Genomic DNA, 19,974 nt, shown 5'->3' with positions numbered 1-19,974 from the left:
AGCTCTTAATCCATTCGCTCGACTTGCATGTATTAGGCACGCCGCCAGCGTTCATCCTGAGCCAGGATCAAACTCTCCAATAAAGTTAGTTTGTCTAGCATCTAAAATAAAAATTGACGTTTCACGTTGTTTGTTTCGTTCAGTTTTCAAAGAACTACTTGGTCGCTCATTTGCGACTTCCTTATGTTAACATTTTCGTTTTTCAATGTCAACTAAGTTTTTTAATTTCGTTTGTCGCTTTCTGACGTTTCCACATCGGCGACTGTTATTAATTTAACATCTACAAACTATTAACGTCAACACTTTTTAATAAAAAATTCTTTTTCTTACATAACGAATACATTCTTCTGTGTTAGCTACTCTCCGGAATAAACAGAAAATGATTTTATATCTTTCTTCCATAGCTTTTTTTACAACTTCATGAATACGCTCATCTTCAAAATCAAATAAAAGTTCCTCTAATTCTCTCTTCAATATGTATTCCATTTCTTTTCTCTCTTCTTTTGTCAACATCAGCCCAAGCAAACAATCACCTCAATAATTCCTTACGCAACAATAAACGTTCCGCTCATTTTCAATTATCACAATCCTATCATCCATTATATCCACTACTTACGATATTAATCCTTTGTTCTCTTTTTTATATTTCCAGCATATATGTAACTGAAAAGGATTGGACAAAGGGGCGTAATATTATGTTTTTCTTTTTTATTACGAGTAAGAGAAATTTTAAACACATTAGCTTAATAGTAATACTGTCCTTATTTACAGCATGGCTACTCTTTTTAAAAACATATTCACATGAATCTGCTTTTTCAACTGCTACAGGCCCTAAAGTAATTTACAAGGGAGACACCGCTAAAAAGCAAGTTGCATTTACGTTTGATATTAGTTGGGGAGACAAAAAAGCAATTCCAATCCTAGATACTCTTAAAGAAAGAGAAATTAAGAATGCAACCTTCTTCCTTTCTGCTGCATGGGCCGAAAGACACCCTGATATTGTAGAGCGCATCATGAAAGATGGACACGAAATCGGTAGTATGGGGTACAATTACACATCCTATACTTCTCTAGAGACAAATGAAATAAGACGAGACCTTTTACGAGCACAAGATATTTTTACGAAACTTGGTGTAAAACAAGTCAAGCTGTTACGTCCACCTAGTGGCGAATTTAACAAAGCAACCCTTAAAATCGCAGAATCACTTGGATACACCGTCGTGCATTGGAGTAATAATTCAAACGATTGGAAAAACCCAGGTGTAAATAACATCGTTTCTACTGTTTCTAATAATTTGAAAGGTGGAGATATCGTCTTATTACACGCATCCGATTCTGCCCTTCAAACAAATAGAGCTTTACCGTTGCTCCTGCAAAAAATAAAAAGTGATGGATATGAGCAAATATCCGTATCACAACTTATTTCCAACACAAGTACGAAAAGTGAAGATGTGAAGTAGCTTCTTCCCTACTACTCTTCATGCATAAAAAGCTCTACTACCTTTCAAGAAGGTGGTAGAGCTTTTTTAATCATACCATTTACAACATTATAACTGCTGTTGTATAAAACCTCTCTATTAAGCTGATTTACTTGTTTTTCCGATTAAACGATGTAATACAAGTAATTGATATGCATTACATAACAATAGCGGTATAACCATTAAATATAACCAATCTGTATCATTAATCCGAAGCGCCGGTACCCATTCAAGGATCGTTACAACAACCATAAAGAACAGAGCTGGCACAAATGCTTTTTTATTTGTTTCTTTACTTTTTACATAAGCAACAATTGCTCCAAACACAAATAACATTCCAGCAACAAGTATATTATTCCCTAACGAGACTTCCCCATTTGCAATAAGTACAGATCTTAAATACACAAAATCAAATAATACGAATGCAATAAAGAAGAGCTGGACTGCATTCCATAAAGAAGATGAGCGAAACATCCCTAGTCCAAAACGGTGGATTGTTAAATATGCAAAGAATCCCATTTGACTTATAACACTAAAAATAAATCCTACACCCATCAGCCAGAAAGATACTGCTAAAATCTCCTTACCGTCGAAATTTTGAAAAAATTTATTGTACTTGTCCCACTCCAAAACAAAACCAATAATAACTGTGCTAATCCCACCAAGAAACAACGTCGTTAAAAATAGTCGTACCCACTTGCGGCTATTCACAACACATCCCCCATTATCCTTATATTTCTAATTAAATTGTATCAATGACAATTTCAAAAAGCTAGCCATGTTCATGTATAAATTCCTTAAAGATATTTATATTAAAAAGAGAGAACTGTGCTGAAAGGAGTTCCAACTTATGAAACGGATGCTATTCATTTTCGTTTCTTCTTTTCTACTTATCGCACTTGCAGCATGCGCACAAGGAAAAGAAACGAAATCCGAACTAGATTACGATCAAACAAAGAAAATGATTGTTGATATTTTAAAAACAGATCAAGGTAAGAAAGCTATTCAAGATGTATTAACTGATGAAAAAATGAAACAAGCACTCATACTAGATGAAACAGTAGTAAAGAAAACGATTGAAGATGCCATGGTATCCGATAAAGGGCAACAATTCTGGGAAAAGCTCTTTAAAGATCCTGAGTTCTCATCAAAATTTGCTAAAAGTATGGGGAAAGAACAAACTCAATTAATGAAAACCTTATTAAAAGACCCTGAATACCAAGCAGGCGTTATAGAAATCATGAAAAATCCTGAAGTAGAAAAAATGATGTTACAAACAATGAAGAGTAAAGAATACCGTCAATATCTACAACAAGTACTAACAGAAACTGCTGAAAGTCCACTCTTCCAAGCCAAGATGATTGATATCATTAGTAAAGGTGTGCAAAAAGCTGAAAAAGGCGGATCTGGTAAGAAAGAAGCAGGCGGTGACGGTGGTTCTCAAGGCGAGAAGAAGGAAGAACAGTAAAAAATAATAACTATAATAACGAGTGGACAATTTATATATTGTTCACTCGTTATTACTTTATCTTGCTATTAACAGACAAAATGGACCCCTCTAATTAAGCGAAAGGTTTACTAGCAACAAAAGCCTTATTGTTGTCAGTAACAGGTGAACCCCACTGATTAAAGTTTCACTTTATTTTTGTGTAACAGCTGTTTTATCAATTACTGTTTCAGCTATTTTACTATAAATAATGCCCGTTGTATGTGTATCTTCATATACTGAAGGAGCAAAGTCTTCTTTATTCCAATCGGGTTGTTGCAGTGGAATACGACCAAGAACATTCGTTTGTAATTCGGTAGCTAACTTATCTCCCCCGCCTTTTCCAAATACATATTCTTTCTCACCAGTTACCTTACTTTCAAAATATGCCATATTCTCAACAACACCAAGAATACTATGTTCAGTGCGCAATGCCATCGCTCCAGCACGCGCTGCTACAAACGCAGCTGTTGGATGAGGCGTCGTTACAATAATCTCTTTGCAAGATGGCAACATTGAGTGCACATCTAACGCAACATCACCTGTGCCTGGTGGCAAATCTAGTACTAAATAATCTAAATCGCCCCATTCTACTTCTGTGAAGAAGTGGTTTAACATTTTCCCAAGCATAGGTCCTCTCCAAATAACTGGTGCATTATCCTCTACAAAGAAGCCCATTGAGATTACCTTTACACCTAAACGTTCCACCGGAATTATCTTGTCACCTCTTACGATAGGACGTTTTTCTATCCCCATCATGTCTGGCACACTAAAACCGTAAATGTCCGCATCAATAATACCAACTTTTTTTCCTAAACGAGCTAAAGCAACTGCAAGGTTAACGGAAACAGTTGATTTTCCCACGCCACCTTTTCCACTCGCTACTGCTAAGAATGTTGTTTTTGAATTAGGTGACAATAAAGATTCACTTTGCTCTTCTTCTTGTTCCGGTGCAAACTGAGCTAATTCCTCTTCTGTAAATTCTGCAAAACGAAGTCCAACTGTTGCTGCCCCAAGTTCTTTTACTAACTTTACAATTCCAGACTGCAACTGCATTTGTTCCGCTGTACCGGTTTTTACGATTGCAATTTTGACACTCACATGTTCCTTCTCTGGCTTGACTGTTACCTCTTTAATTGCACTTGTTTCTTTTAATGTTTTATGTAAAAACGGATCTACAATCCCTTCTAACGCTTCAACCACTTGCTCTTTCGTTACCATAATTAGCCCAGCCCCCTGTATGAAAAATAACGTAATGTTAATTGAATTTATCTCTGCTTATCCATGAAATAAATGCGTTTACATTTCCAGTATAACATATTTTCCGAAAACTTCGTTAACGAGAGAAGCTCAAAAAAAATCCTCCTTATTCTGGAGGATTTCCTTTTTCCGTGAAATAACGTAATATACCACGGTATATTGCAGCTGCTACCTTTTGCTGATATTTCTCCGAATTTAACATATACCTTTCGTTCACATTCGATAAAAAGCCAGCTTCAATTAAAGCACCTGGTGTTTTAGAATACTTTAATAAATATACATGCGAAATTGTCTTAGCAGAACGATTCGTGTTCTCTAAACTTGTTCTCAATTCAGCCTGTATAAATTTTGCAGCACGTTCATTTTCAATCGAAGAGCGGTAATAGAACGTTTGTGCGCCTTTCGATCCACTACTAGTTAAAGCATTTAAATGAATACTTGCAAAAAAATCTACATCAGGTTTATTGATGATTTCTACACGTTTTTTTAAATCCTCTGCTTTACGTCTACTATATGACTTTGTATCTTTGTTAGCTAAATCATAATCTCCCTCACGCGTTAAAATAACTAGTGCACCTTGTTCTTGTAAATAGTCTTGTACCTTTTTTGTAATTTCAAGCGTAATATCCTTTTCTATAATATCCTTTCCACCAACAGCCCCTCCATCTGGTCCACCATGCCCAGCATCTAATACAATTACTTTCCCTGATAAGGGTAAATTCCAAGCTCGCCACGATTTTGTAATTTGAAATTCTTGCTTGACTAAAAAAAACAATACAACCGCAGCGAGTGCAAAAGAGATAATTCGAATTCTCTTCATACCTTTCCTCCTCCAGCTAGTCCCTCTAATTACTTATATGGGACAAGAGGAAAGTTTATGCTTGTCTTAATGAAGCTTTAATCGATATCTTCTTTCACCTTTTTCATACCCTTCTTGCCACCACAATCCTATAAACTGCTGACAAGATTCAAAAAGTAACTCCTCATCTTTCAACTTTATTTCTCGCATAGTCATACTCGTTAAAAATTGAAATAGCGTTTCAGTTAATTGTTGTTCTTCTTCTAAAGCTCTATATTTCACATCAAAAAACGATTCACCATAATAACCAAATTTACTGTATCTCGCTCCTAATAAATAAGATTCTATCCCTAATTCAATACAGTAATCTTCATACTGACGATGAAGCTCTTGCATTTGAAAGGCATCACGAATATTTGAACGCAATGTTTTTAATGATAATTCCCGCAACATCTTCCGCTCGTATTTTAACTGCTTTTCTTTTTGTTTTTCTTGTAAGCTGACAATGACATTCATAGTACATATAAACCTCCCTAATACGTATTAGTCTAAACTTCTAAAGAAGAAGCATACGCGCGGCGGTAGCACTAAAATATTCCAAGCTATAAAAATTGCAAAAGAGGAATGAAACATAAAAAAACCCCAACCAAAATGGTTGGGGTTTGTAGTTCGCAAAAATTAACGTTTTGAGAACTGAGGTGCACGACGTGCGCCTTTAAGACCGTATTTTTTACGCTCTTTCATACGTGCGTCACGAGTTAATAGACCTGCACGTTTTAGTGTTAGACGGTATTCTGGATCAGCTTTTAATAAAGCGCGAGAAATACCGTGACGAATAGCACCAGCTTGACCAGTGTATCCACCACCATTTACGTTTACAAGTACATCGTAGTTACCTAAAGTTTCTGTTGCAACTAGAGGTTGTTTCACTACTTCACGTAATGCAGCAAATGGGATATAGTTTTCAAAATCACGACCGTTAATGATAACGCGTCCTTCGCCTGGAACTAGGCGTACGCGCGCTACTGAACTCTTACGACGTCCAGTGCCATAGTATTGAACCTGTGCCAAAGTAAGCCCTCCTTTAATTAATTATCCGCGAAGTTCGTAAACTTCTGGTTTTTGTGCTTGGTGTGGATGCTCTGCTCCAGCATACACGTTAAGTTTCTTAGAAACTTGACGGCCTAAGCGTCCTTTTGGAAGCATGCCTTTAATTGCAAGCTCTAACATTTGTACAGGGTAGTTTGTACGCATTTCAAGAGCTGTTCTTTGCTTAAGTCCACCTGGGTGGTTAGTGTGACGGTAGTAAATTTTATCGTTTAATTTATTACCTGTTAAATGAATTTTCTCAGCGTTAATAATAATTACATGATCACCCGTGTCAACGTGTGGTGTAAATGTAGGTTTGTTTTTACCACGTAAAATGGATGCTACTTCACTAGCAAGGCGACCTAAAGTTTGACCTTCAGCATCAACCACATACCATTTACGCTCAACTTCGTTAGCTTTTGCCATAAAAGTCGTACGCATGTGTTTCCCTCCTCGTTATCTTTTCCATAGAAAAAATCTATTGTTTATCTTAAACACGATTTCCTTCCGGGGCTAATCGTGGTTTTAGAAACAATACCATATGTTATGATATACTTTTGAGTTTCTAATGTCAAGCAAATGTTACACCAGGATTAGTTGTTATAGTTTACCTCCCATAAGTAAAGCCCATGACCTGGAGCCATCTTTCCAGCAAACTGACGATTTTGTTTCGCTAAAATCTCTGGAATGCTATCAGGATCAAGCTTTCCTTGCCCTACGCTAAGTAACGTACCAACAATAATTCTGACCATATTATATAAAAATCCATTACCTACAAAACGAAAAATTATTTCATCATCTTGTTCAATTAACTCGATTTCATAAATTGTTCGCACTTTATCTTTTTTGTCAGTTTTTGCCGAACAAAAAGAAGTAAAATCATGCGTTCCAATAAAATAAGGAATTGCTTTTCTTATAGAGTTGATTTCGAGCGGGTATGGATATTGATATACGTAATTTCTACGGAATACATCCGCAGTCTTTGATAATAATACACGATAACGATATTCTTTTTTCTCAACACCGTAACGTGCATGAAATTCTTCTGTTTTTTTCTCTACTTGCCTAATAACAATATCATCTGGCAACATTGTGTTTAAAGCATTACTCCATTGCCACTCTTCAAGAGACAAAGGAGTATCAAAGTGTATTACTTGTCCTTTTGCATGAACTGTAGAATCTGTTCTACCAGATGCCTGAACACGAACAAGTTCTCCCTTATGCAATTTCTGCAATGCTTTTTCTATCTCCTGTTGAACAGTACGATGGTTCGGCTGAATTTGATAACCACAAAAATGCATGCCATCATATGCAACCGTACATTTTATTCTATCCATTTCTCTATTCTCCATTACGATCGCACCCATGCCAAAATACAAGCTAAACAAAATAAGCTGACAATCGTTACTGTATCGCTTGTTTTCCAGCGTAGTTGCCTAAATTTAGTACGTCCTTCACCACTTTGATATCCACGAGCTTCCATCGCAATGGCTAAGTCCTCTGCACGCTTAAAAGCACTGATAAACAGAGGAACGAGCAGTGAAATAATAGCTTTCATTCTATCTTTTATCGGTCCCCCGGCAAAATCAATACCACGTGACGCTTGTGCTTTCATTATTTTACTCGTTTCATCCATTAATGTCGGGATAAAACGAAGAGAAATTGACATCATTAATGCGATTTCATGAACAGGAACCTTTATACGCTTCAACGGCTTTAATAACGTCTCCAAACCATCTGTAATTTCAATAGGTGTCGTCGTTAACGTTAATAATGTCGTCATTAAAATAATAACGAAGAATCGTACAGAAATGTATATCCCTTGCTCTAATCCTTTTTCATATATCGAAAACCAACCAAGCTGGAATAGTACATCCCCCTCTTTATTTGTAAAAATATGCAGGAAAAATGTAAAAAGAAAAATCCATAAAATTGGTTTTAAGCCCGAAAGTACATAACGAATCGGCACTTTTGCAAAAAATAAAGCAATGAGTGCATATAAAAATAAAAATCCATATGAAATCGCATTATTTGCTAAGAAAACAACAAATACATATAAAAAGACAATCAGCAGCTTCGTACGTGGATCAAGTTGATGAATAAGTGAATTCCCCGGGATATATCTCCCAATAATCAACTGCTGCATGATTCATAACCACCTTTTCGTAACACCTGCACAACTTCATGAGTAAGATCCTCTAAAGATAAGGTAGCCTTTGGAATTGAAATACCAAACTTCTCTTCAATTGCACGTTTATACTTTAATGACATAGGAAGATCCACACCAATTTTCTCTAGTTCATCAGCATGTGAAAATACTTCCTCTGCACTTCCTTGCAAAAAGACCGTTCCTTTATGCATAACTACAATCTGCTCCGCATACTGAGCAGCATCCTCCATATTATGCGTTACAAGGATGACTGTAAGACCCTTCTCCTTGTGCAGCTTATAAAACATCTCCATAAGTTCGTTCTGCCCTTTTGGATCTAGTCCTGCTGTAGGTTCATCTAATACAAGCACTTCAGGTTCCATTGCCAGTACACCCGCTATAGCAACACGTCTCATTTGTCCACCACTTAATTCGAACGGAGAACGTGTTAACAGTTCTGGTTCTAGCCCTACAAGTTCAATTGCCTTTCTAGCCTTTTGCCTTGCTTCGTCTACAGATACTCCAAAATTAGTAGGGCCGAAACAAATATCTTTCTCCACAGTCTCTTCAAACAACTGATGTTCTGGAAATTGAAAGACAACCCCTACTTTTTTACGTAGTGGCTTTAGCTTTTTTTCTTTCTTTCCTGCCGAAATCAAATGTTCACCAATTTGAACTGTACCATTTGTCGGCTGCAATAAACCATTTAAATGTTGAATCATCGTCGACTTTCCTGAACCAGTATGACCGATAATGGCATAATAGCCCCCACTTGGAAACGACACGTCTACATCATAAAGTGCGCGTCTTTCAAATGGAGTTTTATATTGATAACGATGTTCTACTTTTTGGAATGTAATCTCCAAAGTTCGTTCACCAAGCTTTCCATTGTAAGATGCGTATTTTGCAAGAGAATTTCATTTCTTTTTAATAATTCTGCTATTTTCACCGAAAACGGTACATCTAAGCCAATTTCTTGGAGCATATGAGAGGATTTGAAAATTTTTTCTGGAGTCCCTTCCTCTAATATTTCTCCCTTATTTAAAATAATGACACGATCTGACTGTGCCGCTTCTTCTAAATCGTGCGTAATTGATAACACGGTAATACCTTTTTGAGTAACAAGTTGTCTAACCGTTTCTACTACTTCACGTCTCCCTTGAGGGTCTAACATTGACGTTGCTTCATCTAATATTAAAATAGATGGTTGAAGTGCTAAAACGCCTGCTATTGCCACTCGCTGCTTTTGCCCACCAGATAAGGAATGAGGCTCATCATTAAGAAAATCTTCCATACGGACAAGTTGCAAGGCCTGTTCTAATCTTTCAATCATTTGTTCTCTTGGCATTCCGATATTCTCCAAGCCAAATACAACATCATCTTGCACTGTCGTTCCAACAAATTGATTATCTGGATTTTGAAATACCATTCCAATTTGTTTTCGAACATCCCATACCGTTTCCTCTGATAAAACCATTGTATCATTTACTGTAATAGTCCCTGCTTCTGGCAAAAACAAACCATTCAATAATTTTGCAAGTGTAGACTTTCCTGAACCGTTTTGTCCAATAATAGATACCCATTCTCCCTCATATAAGGAAAATGAAACATCTTTTAATGCATAAGTGGCTGCCCCAGGATATTGAAATGATATATTTTCTATCCGAAGTTTCTCTTTTTTCAATAGAAGGCACCCTTTCCTTCGCCAAGTTAGCCTATTTTTATATTTAAAAAAAAGGGCCATGACCAGTTTCTTGAAAAGAACTGTCCTGCCCTTTTAATTATCATTATACTAACTCGATAATTACCATTGGTGCTGCGTCTCCGCGACGTGGACCAATTTTTGCAATACGAGTGTATCCGCCTTGGCGCTCAGCATAGCGTGGAGCTACATCAGCGAATAGTTTTTGAAGTGCATCTTGACCAGTCTCAGCGTTAGCTACTTCATTGCGAATGAAAGCTGCTGCTTGACGACGAGCATGAAGATCTCCGCGTTTACCTAAAGTGATCATTTTTTCCACTACAGAACGAAGTTCTTTTGCACGAGTTTCTGTCGTTTGGATGCGCTCGTTGATAATTAAATCAGTAGCTAAATCACGTAACATAGCTTTACGTTGCGCACTTGTACGGCCTAATTTTCTGTATGCCATTCGTAGTTCCCTCCTTTGTTGATGGGTTTAAATCCTCAGTCGTCTTTACGTAAACCTAAACCTAATTCCTCAAGTTTATGTTTAACTTCTTCTAAGGATTTACGTCCTAAGTTACGAACTTTCATCATATCTTCTTCTGTTTTGTTCGCAAGCTCTTGTACAGTATTAATTCCTGCACGTTTTAGGCAATTATAAGAACGAACAGAAAGGTCTAGTTCTTCGATAGTCATCTCAAGAACTTTCTCTTTTTGATCTTCTTCCTTCTCGACCATAATCTCAGCATTTTGTGCTTCATCAGTTAAACCAACAAAGATATTTAAATGCTCAGTTAAGATTTTGGCACCTAAAGAGATAGCTTCTTTTGGCCCGATGCTTCCATCCGTCCATACATCAAGCGTAAGCTTATCATAATTAGCCACTTGTCCGACACGTGTCTTTTCCACTTGGTAAGTCACACGTGATACTGGAGTATAAATAGAATCAATAGGAATTACTCCTATTGGTTGATCTTCGCTTTTATTTGCATCAGCTGGCGTATACCCACGGCCACGCTTTGCAGTTAAACGCACGCGGAAATGCGCATCTTTTGCTAACGTTGCAATGTGTAAATCTGGATTTAAGATTTCTACATCACTATCGTGAGTAATATCAGCAGCTGTGACAATACCTTCGCCCTGTACATCAATTTCCAACGTCTTCTCTTCTTCAGAGTAGATTTTAAGAGCTAACTTTTTCAAGTTTAAGATGATCGTCGTAACGTCTTCTACTACGCCCTCAACTGTTGAAAATTCATGTAATACGCCATCGATTTGGATAGCAGTAACAGCGGCACCAGGGAGTGAGGATAAAAGAATACGACGTAAGGAGTTACCCAAAGTAGTACCATATCCACGCTCAAGCGGTTCAATTACGAATTTACCATATTTAGCATCTTCGTTAAGTTCAACCGTTTCGATTTTCGGCTTTTCGATTTCAATCATTAACTAAACCCTCCTTCAAAACGTCGAAACCCCGGTTAAACAAAGGTATAACCCCTGTCTAACCGAAAGTCCCCCTTAGGCAGTTCCCGATTGTGCACAACAAGCGATGTTTCTGTACGAAATTTCTCGATAATGCATCATATCCATTATAGACAAAAGGGAAAATTCTATACAGAAAAATTACACACGACGACGTTTTGGTGGACGACATCCATTATGAGGAACTGGAGTAACATCTCTAATTGCTGTTACTTCTAGACCTGCAGCTTGAAGAGCACGAATTGCAGCTTCACGACCAGCACCAGGACCTTTAACAGTAACCTCTAAAGTTTTTAAACCGTGTTCCATTGCAGCTTTAGCAGCAGTTTCAGCAGCCATTTGCGCAGCGAATGGAGTAGATTTACGAGATCCACGGAAACCAAGTGCACCAGCACTAGACCAAGAAAGTGCGTTACCGTGAGTATCTGTAAGTGTTACGATTGTGTTGTTGAAAGTAGAACGAATATGAGCTATACCAGCTTCAATATTCTTTTTCACACGTTTTTTACGAGTGTTTGTTTTACGTGCCATTGTTAGTTCAACCTCCTTTACTTATTATTTCTTTTTATTTGCTACTGTACGACGTGGACCTTTACGTGTACGAGCATTGTTTTTAGAGTTTTGACCACGAACTGGTAAACCACGACGGTGACGAAGACCACGGTAAGAACCGATCTCCATTAGACGTTTGATGTTAAGAGATACTTCACGACGAAGGTCTCCCTCAACTTTAATACGATCGATGATATCACGGATACGTCCTAATTCGTCTTCCGTTAAATCACGAACTCGTGTTTCTTCAGAAATACCTGCTTCAGCAAGAATTTTTTCAGCAGTTGTGCGACCAATGCCGAATACGTAAGTTAAAGAAATAACAACGCGTTTGTCTCGAGGAATATCTACACCTGCGATACGTGCCATTACGAATGCACCTCCTTCTGATTAACCTTGTTTTTGTTTATGTTTAGGGTTTTCACAAATAACCATTACTTTTCCACGTCTACGAATAACTTTACATTTTTCGCAGATTGGTTTAACTGACGGTCTTACTTTCATGTCTCGAACCTCCTTAAAGATTACGGAGTGCTATATTATTTAAAACGGTACGTAATACGACCACGATTTAAATCGTACGGAGATAATTCTACCGTAACTTTGTCTCCTGGTAAAATACGAATGAAGTTCATACGGATTTTACCAGAAACGTGAGCCAATACGACATGCCCATTCTCTAATTCTACTTTGAACATAGCATTTGGCAACGTTTCAAGAACGGTACCTTCGACTTCAATTACATCATCTTTAGCCATTCAATAGTTCTCCCTTCTTCAAATCAGTAACATTTTACACTGCTCTGAAATCCCGGAGAGCCAGCTACTTATAAAGTGGTAAGGATTTCGTATCCTGCTTCTGTAAGAGCAATCGTGTGCTCAAAATGGGCACACCATTTACCATCTACCGTTACCACTGTCCAGTCATCAGATAGTGTTTTTACATATCGTCTTCCTTGATTCACCATCGGCTCAACACAGATGACCATTCCCGGCTTTAATCTAGGGCCTCTATTTGGTGGACCATAGTGCGGGATTTGAGGGTCCTCATGTAAGTCTTGCCCGATTCCGTGACCAACATACTCCCTAACGATCGAGAATCCATTCTCTTCAGCATGGGTTTGAACCGCATGTGAGATATTTGATAATCTCTCGCCTGGTTTTACTTGTTCTAGACCAAGATACAACGATTTTTCTGTGACATCAAGTAGCTTTTGAACAGATTCAGAAATGTTTCCAACTGGATACGTCCATGCAGAATCTCCATGGTACCCATTGTATTTCGCACCAATATCGATACTGATGATATCGCCCTCTTTGAGCTTGCGCTTCCCTGGAATTCCGTGTACAAGCTCTTCATTTACAGAAGCACATATGCTCCCCGGAAATCCGTTGTATCCTTTAAAAGATGGCGTAGCACCATATTTTTGAATCGTCTTTTCCGCTATTTGATCGAGCTCTTTCGTTGTAATTCCTGGAGTAATGTGCTGTTTCAACTCTTGATGAGTCAAAGCAACGATCCTGCCAGCTTCTCGCATGATTTCTATCTCGCGAGGAGTTTTGCAGATTATCATTACGCTAAGCCTCCGATGAGAACATCGATATCAGCAAATACTTTATTGATATCTTGCTCACCATTAATGCTTTGTAAGTAACCAAGCTCTTCGTAGAAATCAAGCAAAGGTTTTGTTTGCTTAATATTTACATCTAAACGATTTGCTACAGTTTCTTCATTGTCATCAGAGCGTTGATATAATTCGCCACCACATTTATCGCACACATCAGCTTTTGCTGGTGGATTGAATTCTAAGTGGTAAGTCGCACCGCACTCTTTACAAATGCGACGGCCTGTAAGGCGTTTTAATAACAACCCTGAATCCACATTAATGTTTAAAACATAGTCGATTTTTTTGCCAAGATCTTTCATAATTTCTTCAAGAGCTGATGCTTGTGCAACAGTTCGTGGGAAACCGTCTAGTAAGAAACCTCTTACGCAGTCGTCTTGACTTAAACGTTCACGAACGATTCCGATTGTAACTTCATCTGGAACAAGTGCACCTTTATCAATAAAAGATTTTGCTTGTAGACCCATTTCAGTTTCAGCCTTCATAGCTGCACGGAACATGTCTCCTGTTGAAATGTGAGGGATGTTATACTTGGCAACAATCTGTTCGGCTTGTGTACCTTTACCAGCACCAGGAAGCCCCATTAAAATTAAGTTCATCCTTGTTCCCCCTCAGAGTACATGAGCATGTAGGGAAGACAATTCTTCCCACTTACTCACTGCTTGATAAACCCTTTGTAATGGCGTTTTACCAGTTGGCTTTCTAGCTGCTTCATTGTTTCTAAAGCAACGCCGACAACGATTAACATACTCGTTCCACCGATCTGTGCAGATGGAGGAAGATTTCCCAATTTCGTAAAGATAACTGGTAAGATTGCAATCGCTGCTAGGAAAATTGATCCTACAAAGGTCAAACGATACAAGATTTTTGTTAGATATTGTTCCGTATTCTTACCCGGACGAATACCTGGAACATATCCACCTTGCTTGTTTAGATTCTCTGACATTTGCTCTGGATTAACCTGAACAAATGCATAGAAATATGTGAAGGCTACAATGAGCGCAACATATATGATCATTCCCACTGGGTGAGAATAGTTAAAGTTTGCAATAATCCACTGCGATACATCATGTTTCGGGAAGAACTGTGCAATAGTCGGAGGCGTAATTAAGAATGAAACAGCAAAAATTACTGGAATAACACCAGCACTATTTACCTTAAGCGGTAAATGTGTGTTTTGTGCTCCAGCATAACCACCATTTCCTCCTGTTACACGCTTCGCATATTGAATTGGGATCTTTCTAACAGCCTGTTGAATGAAAATAACACCCACAATAACTGCTAGCACAGCTAGTAAAATCAATGCAACTTTAACGATACTCATGAACAATTGATCTCCGATATTTTGAAACTGTTGCTGATACACTTGAGATATAACACTTGGGATCGCTGCGGCAATACCGCCAAAGATAAGGATGGAAATACCATTACCTACACCTTTAGCTGTAATCTGTTCACCTAACCACATTAAAAATGCAGTACCAGCAGTCAGTACCGTAGCAATGTATAAATAAGTGCTCCAACCTGGATTCAAAATTAATTGTCCACCTACCATACCGTTAAAACCGATTGACATACCAAACCCCTGAATAAACGCAAGAACAATTGTAAAGTAACGCGTGAATTGCGTTAATTTACGACGGCCCATTTCACCTTGCTTCGACCATTCCGAAAATTTAGGAACAACATCCATCTGCAATAATTGCACGATGATGGATGCTGTAATATACGGCATGATTCCCATCGCAAAGATGGAGAAGTTTTTCAAGGCTCCACCGCCAAATGTATTTAGAATACCTAAAGCATTTAATTGATCTTGTGCCTTCAGTACGTCTCCATTTGTAAATGGCACGGGGATAAACGTGCCAATCCTGAATACGATTAACATCGCTAAAGTGAATAATATTTTACGTCTTATCTCAGCAACGCGCATAAAGTTGGAGATTGTACGAAACATTAGATCACCTCAACTGATCCGCCAGCTGCTTCAATTGCTTCTTTAGCACTTGAAGAGAACTTGTGCGCTTTAACAGTTAGTTTTTTCTCTACTGCTCCGCTTGCAAGAACTTTAACACCGTCGTTTAACTTGCTGATAACGCCAGTTTCCAGCAATAATTCAGGTGTTACTTCTGTACCATCTTCAAAACGATTTAACGTTGATAAGTTTACAATAGCAAACTCTTTACGGTTAATGTTTGTGAAGCCGCGTTTTGGTAAACGACGGAATAATGGAGTTTGACCACCTTCGAAGCCAAGACGAACACCGCCGCCAGAACGTGCGTTTTGTCCTTTATGACCTTTACCAGCAGTTTTACCGTTACCAGAACCGATACCACGACCGACACGGTTACGTACTTTACGAGAACCTTCTGCAGGTTTTAATTCATGAAGTTTCATTCCCAGGCACCTCCTTATATTAATGAGTTATCCTTAAGCTTCTTTTACAGTTACAAGGTGAGAAACTTTGTTGATCATACCAAGAATAGCAGGAGTTTCTTCCTTAACTACAGTTGAATTCAACTTTTTAAGACCTAAAGCTTCTACCGTCGCACGTTGATCTTGTGGACGACCAATTACACTACGAGTGAGGGTAATTTCTAACTTTTTCGCCATTTGTTTTCCCTCCTTAACCTAGTAGCTCTTCTACAGATTTACCGCGTAATTTTGCAACATCTTCAGCGCGCTTAAGTTCGCTTAATCCGTTCACAGTAGCGCGAATCATGTTGATTGGTGTGTTAGAACCAAGAGATTTCGAAAGAATATCTTGTACACCAGCTAATTCAAGGACCGCACGAACAGGTCCACCAGCAATAACACCAGTACCCTCAGCAGCAGGTTTTAAGAATACTTCACCAGCGCCAAAATGACCGTTGATTGTGTGTGGAATTGTTGTACCAACTAATGGTACAGCGATTAAGTTTTTCTTAGCGTCTTCGATAGCTTTACGGATTGCGTCTGGTACCTCTTGTGCTTTACCAGTACCGAATCCAACATGACCGTTTTTATCGCCAACTACAACTAGTGCAGCAAAGCGGAAACGACGACCACCCTTAACAACTTTCGCGACACGATTTATCGTAACTACACGTTCTTCAAGTTCTAATTTACTTGGGTCAATGCGATGCATCAATTTTCCCTCCTTTGACCATTAAAATTGTAATCCAGCCTCACGAGCAGCTTCAGCTAGAGCTTTAACACGGCCATGGTATAAGTAACCACCGCGATCAAATACTACTTCTTTAACGCCTTTCTCTACAGCACGCTTAGCAACTGATTCTCCAACTTTCGTAGCAGCTTCAATATTGCTAGTACCGTTAAGAGCAAGGTCTTTATCAAGAGTAGATGCACTTACTAACGTTACACCATTCACATCATCAATAACTTGAGCGTAAATATGTTGGTTAGAACGGAACACGTTTAAACGTGGACGCTCTGCAGTACCAGTAAGTTTAGCACGTACACGTGCATGTCTTTTCTTACGAGTCGCATTTTTATCAGCTTTAGTGATCATTCTTGTCACTCCTTTCTCTCACCTAACGGGTTTACTTAGCAGTTTTACCTTCTTTACGACGAACAACTTCGCCTTCGTAACGAATACCTTTACCTTTGTAAGGCTCAGGAGCACGTACAGCACGGATGTTAGCAGCGAATTCGCCAACACGTTGCTTGTCGATACCTTTAATTACGATCTTAGTTGGTGCAGGTACTTCAACTTCAAGACCTGCTTCCGGAGTCATTTCTACTGGATGAGAATAACCTACGCTTAATACAAGTTTATCACCTTGTTTTTGAGCACGGTAACCAACACCGACTAATTCAAGTCCGCGTGCGAAACCTTCAGTTACACCTTCAACCATGTTTCCGATTAAAGCACGAGTTGTACCGTGTAATGCACGGTGTTCCTTCTGTTCAGATGGACGCTCAACTGTTAATGTATTCTCTTCAATTTTGATAAGCATATCAGCATTGAAAGTACGAGTTAATTCACCTTTAGGGCCTTTTACTGTTACAGTATTGTCTTCTGCAACTGTAATAGTAACACCTGCAGGGATTTCAAGAATCTTTTTACCAATACGAGACATGTGGTCACACCTCCGTTCGTTTTAAATATATATTACCAAACGTATGCTACTACTTCTCCACCAGTTTGTAATTGACGAGCGTCTTTGTCTGTCATTACTCCCTTAGATGTAGAAACAAGAGCGATACCTAATCCGTTAAGTACACGTGGTACTTCGTCAGCTTTAGCGTAAACGCGTAAGCCAGGTTTACTGATACGTTTTAATCCAGTGATTACACGTTCATTGTTTGCACCATATTTCAGGAAAATACGAAGGATACCTTGTTTGTTATCCTCGATGTATTCTACATCACGAATGAAACCTTCACGTTTTAAAAGTTCAGCGATCTCTTTTTTGATTTTAGAAGCAGGAACCTCTAATTTCTCATGACGTACCATGTTCGCATTACGGATGCGAGTAAGCATGTCTGCAATTGGATCTGTCATCACCATGTGTTTTACCTCCTTCCCATTTGTGGGTTTTACCAACTAGCTTTTTTAACACCAGGAATTTGACCTTTATATGCAAGTTCACGGAAACAAATACGGCAAAGTTTAAATTTGCGGTATACAGAATGCGGACGACCGCAGCGTTCGCAACGTGTATACTCTTGTACTTTAAACTTAGGAGTACGCTTTTGTTTCGCTATCATAGATTTTTTAGCCACGTTTTCGCCTCCTCTACTTAGCGTTGGCTTCCATTATTTTTGGAATGGCATACCGAATTGTGTTAAAAGTTCACGAGCTTCTTCATCAGTTTTCGCTGTAGTAACGATTACGATGTCCATACCGCGGACTTTGCTTACTTTATCATAATCAATCTCAGGGAAAATAAGTTGCTCTTTAACACCTAATGTATAGTTTCCACGACCATCGAATGATTTCTTAGAAACACCACGGAAATCACGTACACGTGGTAAAGAAACTGATACTAATTTGTCGAAGAACTCATACATTTGCTCGCCGCGTAAAGTTACTTTCGCACCGATTGGCATACCTTCACGAAGACGGAAACCAGCGATTGATTTTTTAGCACGAGTTACAACAGGTTTTTGACCTGTGATTTGTGTTAATTCTTCTACTGCGTTGTCTAACGCTTTTGAGTTAGATACCGCGTCACCAACACCAGTGTTGATTACGATCTTTTCGATTTTTGGTACCTGCATTACAGATTTATAGTTAAACTTGCTCACTAGAGCAGGAGTAATTTCCTTTTGGAACTTCTCTTTAAGGCGATTCAATGAAGTGACCTCCTTTCTTAAGAAAATTATTTATCTAATAATTCACCAGATTTTTTTGCAATACGAACTTTTTTACCATCTTCTACTTTGAAGCCTACGCGAGTAGGTTCACCTGTTTTCGGATCTAAAATCATAACGTTAGAAACGTGAATAGGTGCTTCTTTAGTAATAATTCCACCTTGTGGATTTAATTGAGATGGCTTAGAGTGCTTCTTAACGATATTGACACCCTCAACGATAACACGGTTTTGCTTTGGGAAAGCCACAAGGATAACGCCTTGTTTTCCTTTGTCTTTACCAGTGATTACCTGTACTTTATCACCTTTTTTTACATGCATCTTAATTCTGCACCTCCTTAGCAAGGCAATACCTTAAATTATAGAACTTCTGGAGCTAAAGAAACGATCTTCATGAAGTTGCTATCACGTAATTCACGAGCTACTGGTCCGAAGATACGAGTACCACGTGGGCTCTTATCGTCTTTAATGATAACCGCTGCGTTTTCATCAAATTTGATGTAAGAACCGTCCGGACGACGAGCTCCGCTCTTCGTACGTACTACTACTGCTTTAACAACGTCACCTTTTTTAACAACGCCACCTGGTGTTGCTTGTTTTACCGTAGCAACGATAATGTCACCAATGTTAGCATATTTACGACCAGAGCCGCCTAATACTTTAATTGTTAAAAGTTCACGTGCACCAGAGTTGTCAGCAACTTTCAAACGAGATTCTTGTTGGATCATGTTATGAAACCTCCCTTCGGACTAAAAATTCCGATTCGTCTATTTAGATAATAACCGCTTCTTCAACGATTTCAACTAAACGGAAACGCTTAGTAGCAGAAAGCGGGCGAGTTTCCATGATTTTAACGATATCGCCAAGTTTCGCTTGGTTTTGCTCATCATGGGCTTTGTACTTCTTAGAATACTTAACACGTTTTCCGTACAAGGAATGAGTTTTGTAAGTTTCAACTAAAACTGTAATCGTTTTGTCCATTTTGTCAGACACTACACGACCAGTATAAACTTTGCGTTGGTTACGTTCGCTCACTATGCAAACCTCCCC

At 38.5% G+C, this 19,974-nt stretch carries 33 protein-coding genes and 1 rRNA gene; 2 read left to right on the top strand and 32 right to left on the bottom strand.

What is annotated here, in order from left to right; translation table 11 throughout:
• A 16S ribosomal RNA gene (locus DN401_RS28585) occupies nucleotides 1-83 on the bottom strand; the annotation flags it as partial.
• A 223-nt stretch (nucleotides 84-306) separates the two neighbouring features.
• Nucleotides 307-525: a hypothetical protein gene (locus tag DN401_RS28580; protein WP_000901147.1), complete on the bottom strand. Its 219-nt coding sequence runs from the start codon at nucleotides 523-525 to the stop codon at nucleotides 307-309.
• Nucleotides 526-695: 170 nt separating this feature from the next.
• Between DN401_RS28580 and pdaB the strand changes: the two genes are divergently transcribed.
• A complete protein-coding gene (gene pdaB / locus DN401_RS28575; RefSeq protein ID WP_149288076.1) occupies nucleotides 696-1,460 on the top strand; it encodes a polysaccharide deacetylase family sporulation protein PdaB in 765 nt (254 codons plus the stop codon).
• A gap of 117 nt (nucleotides 1,461-1,577) precedes the next feature.
• Here pdaB and kbaA read toward each other — a convergent pair whose 3' ends face one another.
• Complete coding sequence (kbaA, locus tag DN401_RS28570; RefSeq protein WP_001088527.1) at nucleotides 1,578-2,189, bottom strand: KinB signaling pathway activation protein KbaA; 612 nt, start codon at nucleotides 2,187-2,189, stop codon at nucleotides 1,578-1,580.
• Between the two features lie 139 nt (nucleotides 2,190-2,328).
• Here kbaA and gerD point away from each other — a divergent pair, with 139 nt between their 5' ends.
• Complete coding sequence (gene gerD, locus DN401_RS28565; RefSeq protein WP_000827295.1) at nucleotides 2,329-2,946, top strand: spore germination lipoprotein GerD; 618 nt, start codon at nucleotides 2,329-2,331, stop codon at nucleotides 2,944-2,946.
• A 171-nt stretch (nucleotides 2,947-3,117) separates the two neighbouring features.
• Here gerD and DN401_RS28560 read toward each other — a convergent pair whose 3' ends face one another.
• The 29 genes from DN401_RS28560 to rpsQ form a co-directional block, all read right to left on the bottom strand.
• Nucleotides 3,118-4,185, bottom strand: coding sequence for an Mrp/NBP35 family ATP-binding protein (locus tag DN401_RS28560; protein WP_000256628.1), 1,068 nt, complete (start codon nucleotides 4,183-4,185; stop codon nucleotides 3,118-3,120).
• Between the two features lie 145 nt (nucleotides 4,186-4,330).
• The gene (gene cwlD / locus DN401_RS28555) at nucleotides 4,331-5,044 is read right to left on the bottom strand and encodes an N-acetylmuramoyl-L-alanine amidase CwlD (protein ID WP_000822439.1); all 714 of its coding nucleotides are present in this window, start codon (nucleotides 5,042-5,044) and stop codon (nucleotides 4,331-4,333) included.
• A 66-nt stretch (nucleotides 5,045-5,110) separates the two neighbouring features.
• The gene (locus tag DN401_RS28550) at nucleotides 5,111-5,539 is read right to left on the bottom strand and encodes a DUF2521 family protein (protein WP_001101005.1); all 429 of its coding nucleotides are present in this window, start codon (nucleotides 5,537-5,539) and stop codon (nucleotides 5,111-5,113) included.
• Nucleotides 5,540-5,701: 162 nt separating this feature from the next.
• Nucleotides 5,702-6,094 (bottom strand): 30S ribosomal protein S9, encoded by a 393-nt coding sequence (rpsI, locus tag DN401_RS28545; RefSeq protein ID WP_000079986.1) that lies wholly within the window; start codon nucleotides 6,092-6,094, stop codon nucleotides 5,702-5,704.
• A gap of 21 nt (nucleotides 6,095-6,115) precedes the next feature.
• On the bottom strand, nucleotides 6,116-6,553 hold the full coding sequence (gene rplM / locus DN401_RS28540) for a 50S ribosomal protein L13 (protein ID WP_001260793.1): 438 nt from the start codon (nucleotides 6,551-6,553) through the stop codon (nucleotides 6,116-6,118).
• Between the two features lie 152 nt (nucleotides 6,554-6,705).
• On the bottom strand, nucleotides 6,706-7,449 hold the full coding sequence (gene truA, locus DN401_RS28535) for a tRNA pseudouridine(38-40) synthase TruA (RefSeq protein ID WP_002164804.1): 744 nt from the start codon (nucleotides 7,447-7,449) through the stop codon (nucleotides 6,706-6,708).
• A 14-nt stretch (nucleotides 7,450-7,463) separates the two neighbouring features.
• Nucleotides 7,464-8,258, bottom strand: a complete 795-nt coding sequence (locus tag DN401_RS28530) for an energy-coupling factor transporter transmembrane component T family protein (RefSeq protein ID WP_001186526.1) — start codon at nucleotides 8,256-8,258, stop codon at nucleotides 7,464-7,466.
• A complete protein-coding gene (locus DN401_RS28525) occupies nucleotides 8,246-9,127 on the bottom strand; it encodes an energy-coupling factor ABC transporter ATP-binding protein (RefSeq protein ID WP_149288075.1) in 882 nt (293 codons plus the stop codon). The genes DN401_RS28530 and DN401_RS28525 overlap by 13 nt, the downstream gene beginning before the upstream one ends.
• Nucleotides 9,103-9,945, bottom strand: coding sequence for an energy-coupling factor ABC transporter ATP-binding protein (locus DN401_RS28520; RefSeq protein WP_000711757.1), 843 nt, complete (start codon nucleotides 9,943-9,945; stop codon nucleotides 9,103-9,105). Before DN401_RS28520 ends, DN401_RS28525 begins: the two co-directional genes overlap by 25 nt.
• 103 nt (nucleotides 9,946-10,048) lie before the next feature.
• On the bottom strand, nucleotides 10,049-10,411 hold the full coding sequence (gene rplQ / locus DN401_RS28515) for a 50S ribosomal protein L17 (protein ID WP_000331490.1): 363 nt from the start codon (nucleotides 10,409-10,411) through the stop codon (nucleotides 10,049-10,051).
• A gap of 35 nt (nucleotides 10,412-10,446) precedes the next feature.
• Entirely contained in the window at nucleotides 10,447-11,391 is a 945-nt protein-coding gene (locus DN401_RS28510; protein ID WP_000569643.1) for a DNA-directed RNA polymerase subunit alpha, read from the bottom strand.
• Between the two features lie 180 nt (nucleotides 11,392-11,571).
• Nucleotides 11,572-11,961 carry a 30S ribosomal protein S11 gene (gene rpsK, locus DN401_RS28505; protein WP_000101798.1) on the bottom strand — a complete coding sequence of 130 codons (390 nt, stop codon included), beginning with the start codon at nucleotides 11,959-11,961 and terminating at the stop codon, nucleotides 11,572-11,574.
• A gap of 24 nt (nucleotides 11,962-11,985) precedes the next feature.
• Nucleotides 11,986-12,351, bottom strand: coding sequence for a 30S ribosomal protein S13 (gene rpsM, locus DN401_RS28500; protein ID WP_000090788.1), 366 nt, complete (start codon nucleotides 12,349-12,351; stop codon nucleotides 11,986-11,988).
• A gap of 21 nt (nucleotides 12,352-12,372) precedes the next feature.
• On the bottom strand, nucleotides 12,373-12,486 hold the full coding sequence (gene rpmJ, locus DN401_RS28495; RefSeq protein ID WP_000868344.1) for a 50S ribosomal protein L36: 114 nt from the start codon (nucleotides 12,484-12,486) through the stop codon (nucleotides 12,373-12,375).
• A gap of 35 nt (nucleotides 12,487-12,521) precedes the next feature.
• A complete protein-coding gene (infA, locus tag DN401_RS28490) occupies nucleotides 12,522-12,740 on the bottom strand; it encodes a translation initiation factor IF-1 (RefSeq protein WP_001029884.1) in 219 nt (72 codons plus the stop codon).
• A gap of 68 nt (nucleotides 12,741-12,808) precedes the next feature.
• Nucleotides 12,809-13,555 (bottom strand): type I methionyl aminopeptidase, encoded by a 747-nt coding sequence (gene map / locus DN401_RS28485; protein ID WP_000582539.1) that lies wholly within the window; start codon nucleotides 13,553-13,555, stop codon nucleotides 12,809-12,811.
• Nucleotides 13,555-14,205, bottom strand: a complete 651-nt coding sequence (locus DN401_RS28480; protein WP_001048989.1) for an adenylate kinase — start codon at nucleotides 14,203-14,205, stop codon at nucleotides 13,555-13,557. Before DN401_RS28480 ends, map begins: the two co-directional genes overlap by 1 nt.
• A 56-nt stretch (nucleotides 14,206-14,261) precedes the next feature.
• Entirely contained in the window at nucleotides 14,262-15,563 is a 1,302-nt protein-coding gene (gene secY, locus DN401_RS28475) for a preprotein translocase subunit SecY (RefSeq protein WP_000490117.1), read from the bottom strand.
• Nucleotides 15,563-16,003, bottom strand: a complete 441-nt coding sequence (gene rplO / locus DN401_RS28470; protein WP_000766081.1) for a 50S ribosomal protein L15 — start codon at nucleotides 16,001-16,003, stop codon at nucleotides 15,563-15,565. The genes secY and rplO overlap by 1 nt, the downstream gene beginning before the upstream one ends.
• Before the next feature lie 33 nt (nucleotides 16,004-16,036).
• Nucleotides 16,037-16,219 carry a 50S ribosomal protein L30 gene (rpmD, locus tag DN401_RS28465; protein ID WP_001085234.1) on the bottom strand — a complete coding sequence of 61 codons (183 nt, stop codon included), beginning with the start codon at nucleotides 16,217-16,219 and terminating at the stop codon, nucleotides 16,037-16,039.
• Between the two features lie 13 nt (nucleotides 16,220-16,232).
• Nucleotides 16,233-16,733 carry a 30S ribosomal protein S5 gene (gene rpsE / locus DN401_RS28460; protein ID WP_000554646.1) on the bottom strand — a complete coding sequence of 167 codons (501 nt, stop codon included), beginning with the start codon at nucleotides 16,731-16,733 and terminating at the stop codon, nucleotides 16,233-16,235.
• Nucleotides 16,734-16,754: 21 nt separating this feature from the next.
• Nucleotides 16,755-17,117, bottom strand: coding sequence for a 50S ribosomal protein L18 (gene rplR / locus DN401_RS28455; protein WP_000628816.1), 363 nt, complete (start codon nucleotides 17,115-17,117; stop codon nucleotides 16,755-16,757).
• Between the two features lie 31 nt (nucleotides 17,118-17,148).
• Nucleotides 17,149-17,688, bottom strand: coding sequence for a 50S ribosomal protein L6 (rplF, locus tag DN401_RS28450; protein ID WP_000086558.1), 540 nt, complete (start codon nucleotides 17,686-17,688; stop codon nucleotides 17,149-17,151).
• A 32-nt stretch (nucleotides 17,689-17,720) separates the two neighbouring features.
• Entirely contained in the window at nucleotides 17,721-18,119 is a 399-nt protein-coding gene (gene rpsH / locus DN401_RS28445; protein WP_000245511.1) for a 30S ribosomal protein S8, read from the bottom strand.
• 29 nt (nucleotides 18,120-18,148) lie between these two features.
• Nucleotides 18,149-18,334 carry a 30S ribosomal protein S14 gene (rpsN, locus tag DN401_RS28440; RefSeq protein ID WP_001085700.1) on the bottom strand — a complete coding sequence of 62 codons (186 nt, stop codon included), beginning with the start codon at nucleotides 18,332-18,334 and terminating at the stop codon, nucleotides 18,149-18,151.
• Nucleotides 18,335-18,367: 33 nt separating this feature from the next.
• Entirely contained in the window at nucleotides 18,368-18,907 is a 540-nt protein-coding gene (rplE, locus tag DN401_RS28435) for a 50S ribosomal protein L5 (RefSeq protein ID WP_001080831.1), read from the bottom strand.
• Between the two features lie 26 nt (nucleotides 18,908-18,933).
• Nucleotides 18,934-19,245: a 50S ribosomal protein L24 gene (rplX, locus tag DN401_RS28430; protein ID WP_000558200.1), complete on the bottom strand. Its 312-nt coding sequence runs from the start codon at nucleotides 19,243-19,245 to the stop codon at nucleotides 18,934-18,936.
• Nucleotides 19,246-19,283: 38 nt separating this feature from the next.
• Nucleotides 19,284-19,652 (bottom strand): 50S ribosomal protein L14, encoded by a 369-nt coding sequence (gene rplN / locus DN401_RS28425; protein WP_000615912.1) that lies wholly within the window; start codon nucleotides 19,650-19,652, stop codon nucleotides 19,284-19,286.
• A gap of 43 nt (nucleotides 19,653-19,695) precedes the next feature.
• Nucleotides 19,696-19,959: a 30S ribosomal protein S17 gene (rpsQ, locus tag DN401_RS28420; protein WP_000004106.1), complete on the bottom strand. Its 264-nt coding sequence runs from the start codon at nucleotides 19,957-19,959 to the stop codon at nucleotides 19,696-19,698.
• Between the last annotated feature and the right edge of the window lie 15 nt (nucleotides 19,960-19,974).

It is taken from the genome of Bacillus sp. BF2-3, assembly GCF_008368795.1.
Taxonomy (GTDB): domain Bacteria; phylum Bacillota; class Bacilli; order Bacillales; family Bacillaceae_G; genus Bacillus_A; species Bacillus_A cereus.
Note: the sequence above shows the minus strand (reverse complement) of the source record. Positions and strands in the feature narration are given on the sequence as shown.